A 2,856-nucleotide genomic window follows, 5' to 3' on the forward strand; every position below is an offset into this window, starting at 1 on the left:
CCTTCGTAGCCTGGAGTCACGTTGGGACCGGAAATCACGACTTCGCCCACGCTCTCGATCAGACGGTCTTCGATCTCGCTGGCAATGCGCAGCAATGGGCCCGCGGCGATGCCGACCGAGCCCGGCTTCTGGGCCCGCGGAGGTAACGGGTTGCTGGCCATCTGGTGTGCGGCCTCCGTCATGCCATATGCCTCGATAACGGGGCACCTGAACGTCTCCGCCAGCGCCACCATGACCTGAGCCGGAAGTGATGCAGAGGATGAGCGCAGGAAGCGCAGGGGCACTTCGTCTATTGCGTCTTGATTGCGCGGTGCGCGGCTCAGAATGGCCTGGTGCATGGTTGGAACGGCGGTGTACCAGCTGGGGCGGGCATCGCGCAGCCAGCCGAAGAACTTCAGCGCGTCGAAACCGGGCGCGCACCAGACGGATGCCCCGGCCGAAAGCGACGCCATGAGCGCGGCGATCAGGCCATGGATATGGAAGAGCGGCATCACGTTCAGGCAACGGTCCTGCGGGGAGAGCGCCAGTGTCGCGCTGATGTGGCAGGCCGAGGCCGCAATGTTCGACTGCAGAAGCGGCACGATCTTCGGGCGGGAGGTGGTCCCCGAGGTGTGCAGGATGATTGCAATATGGTTGGGCCCCGGAGTGCCGCTTTCGGCCACGGGCAGGGCACCTGATGGAGGCAGCAGGCGGAAATGACCGGCGGATTGAGCGGGGTCCATGTCCAGACGCAACACGGGAACGCCGCAGGCCACGGCAGCGGCGGCCGCGGGCCCGTCATAGCCCACGGGTAGCACCACAGCGCGGGCTTTCAGGTCCTCGAGATAGAAGGCGAATTCATCCTGCCGGTAAGCCGGGTTCAGTGGCGCGGTCACGGCGGACTGAGCGATGGTGATGAAAGCAGCCGCCATTTCTGGCCCGTTAGGCAGCACGATCGCCACGCGATCCTCCGCACCGATGCCTGCGCTCCGCAGTTGCTGTCTCACCTCGGCGGACAGGGCTGCGAGATCTCCATAGGTGAGCCAGGCGCGGCCGGGTGCCCCGATGGCCGGACGTTCCGGATCCTTGCCCGCCAGAAGCGCCTCGATGGTGGTGGTCATGTTTCAGTATCTCCGGGACGATTATTGACACTAAGCAGGCAACGGGGTCTTCCGCACAAGCTGCGTCCATGTTTCTGCGACCGCAAGCACCGCGGCTTGGATGGGGCCGCTTGGAAGTGTGGGAAAGACCGAGGCATCGACGACGTTCAACCCGGTAAGACCGTGGACGGCGAGGTCCGCGTCAACCACGGACTCGTCGTCTCCTCCCATCCGGCAGGTTCCGGCGGGGTGATGGTGCGTCGAGGCGGCCAGCGAGATAAAGAGGTCGAGACCGGCATCCGTGGTGACGGCCTCGCCAGGCAACACTTCGTGGCTGCGCCACTCGTCGAGCGCCGCCTGCCGGCCCACAAGGCGCGCCGTCCTGATCGCCGCGCGGAATGTCGACCTGTCATATTCCGTGGAAAGATAGCGTGGGTCGATAACGGGGTGATCGGCCCGGCCCGGCCCGCTGGGGCGTATTGTGCCGCGGCTCGTTGGGTGGGTAACCCCGCACAGGAAGGTGTAGGCGCTTCCATAGGGCGGAGCGGTGAACTCCCTTGTGACGGAGGGCGCCACCACGCAGGCTAGCACGATGTCGGGCGCTCCCTTCGCCTGAGTAATGTCATGGCTGTGGAGATACATCAGAGATTCTGAATGCTGGAGGCGCGATGGCGGCACGGGCTGCTTCGCGGCATAGACATTGCCGAGCGCCAGCATATGATCCTGCAAATTTTCGCCCACGCCAGGCAGTGAATGCCGGCAGTGAATTCCGGCGGCGGTGAGCGTCTCTCGCGGACCGATTCCCGAACGCATCAGGAGCAACGGGGTGCCGATGGCGCCGGCGCAGAGCACGATGCGCGAGGCGTACAGGGCTGAAACCTGGCCCCCTGCAACAGAGTTCACACCTACCGCATGCCTGCCGTCGAAGATGATCTGTTCCACCTCATGCCCGAGGAGCAGCGTGAGATTTGGACGTGCCATGACGGCCGGAGGAAGATAGGCGTCCGCGACAGTAACGCGCCGCCCGTTCCGGATGTTGAGCGAATTGGGAGCAATGCCTGCAAGCTCGCTGCCATTGTGATTGCCGAGGCGCGGAACGCCGAGTCGCGCGCCGGATTCCATATACGCCCGGACGACGGGGCTCACCTCTCCGCCAGGGAGATAGACGGGGAAGGGACCACCCCGCACGTTTCCGGCAGTGCCTGGACCCGAACAATCTTCCGCGCGATTGAAACCATCCAGCAGTCCGTCATGGGACCAGCGCGCACCGCCGGCTTCGCCCCATGCCTTGAAATCTTCCGGGTGGCCGCGCACATGAGCCATGGCGTTGAGACAGCTAGATCCGCCCAACAGGCGCCCGCGCGCCCAATCGTGAATGCGGTTGGCGGTGAAGGGCTGCGGAACGGTCTTGTAGTCCCAGTCATAGGAACGGCCCTGCAGGGCTGGCCATTTCAGCGGGTCCGCGATGTCGGGATCCGCTGGCAATTGGCCCGCTTCAATGAGCCCTACCTCGCAAGCCTTGTCTTCGCTGAGGCGGCTGGCAATGACTGAGCCCGCAGAACCTCCACCGATGACCAGGACGTCGAACCGGGTCTTCAATACATCATGCCGCGGCGAGCCCCGCGTTGGAGCGTTCGCTGATCCGCCGCTGCACGAGCAGAAGGTGCTCCCGCATTGCCGCCTCGGCTGCTTCTGGGTCCCGCGCTGCGATGGCCTCAGCGATGTGGCGGTGTTCCTCGTCACGCCTTGCGATGCGGGTCGGGCAGGCGGAGGTGGT

3 protein-coding genes are annotated in these 2,856 nt (G+C 64.9%); all 3 read right to left on the reverse strand.

Annotated elements, in window-relative coordinates; translation table 11 throughout:
* On the reverse strand, window positions 1-1,100 hold a 1,100-nt coding region (locus WCJ41_RS21175), incomplete at its 3' end, for an AMP-binding protein (protein WP_336907821.1).
* A gap of 30 nt (window positions 1,101-1,130) precedes the next feature.
* Complete coding sequence (locus WCJ41_RS21180) at window positions 1,131-2,678, reverse strand: GMC family oxidoreductase N-terminal domain-containing protein (protein WP_336907822.1); 1,548 nt, start codon at window positions 2,676-2,678, stop codon at window positions 1,131-1,133.
* A 4-nt stretch (window positions 2,679-2,682) separates the two neighbouring features.
* Window positions 2,683-2,856: FCD domain-containing protein (locus WCJ41_RS21185; RefSeq protein ID WP_336907823.1), on the reverse strand; the 174-nt coding region annotated here is incomplete at its 5' end.

It is taken from the genome of Aestuariivirga sp. (assembly GCF_037139295.1).
Taxonomy (GTDB): Bacteria; Pseudomonadota; Alphaproteobacteria; order Rhizobiales; family Aestuariivirgaceae; genus Aestuariivirga.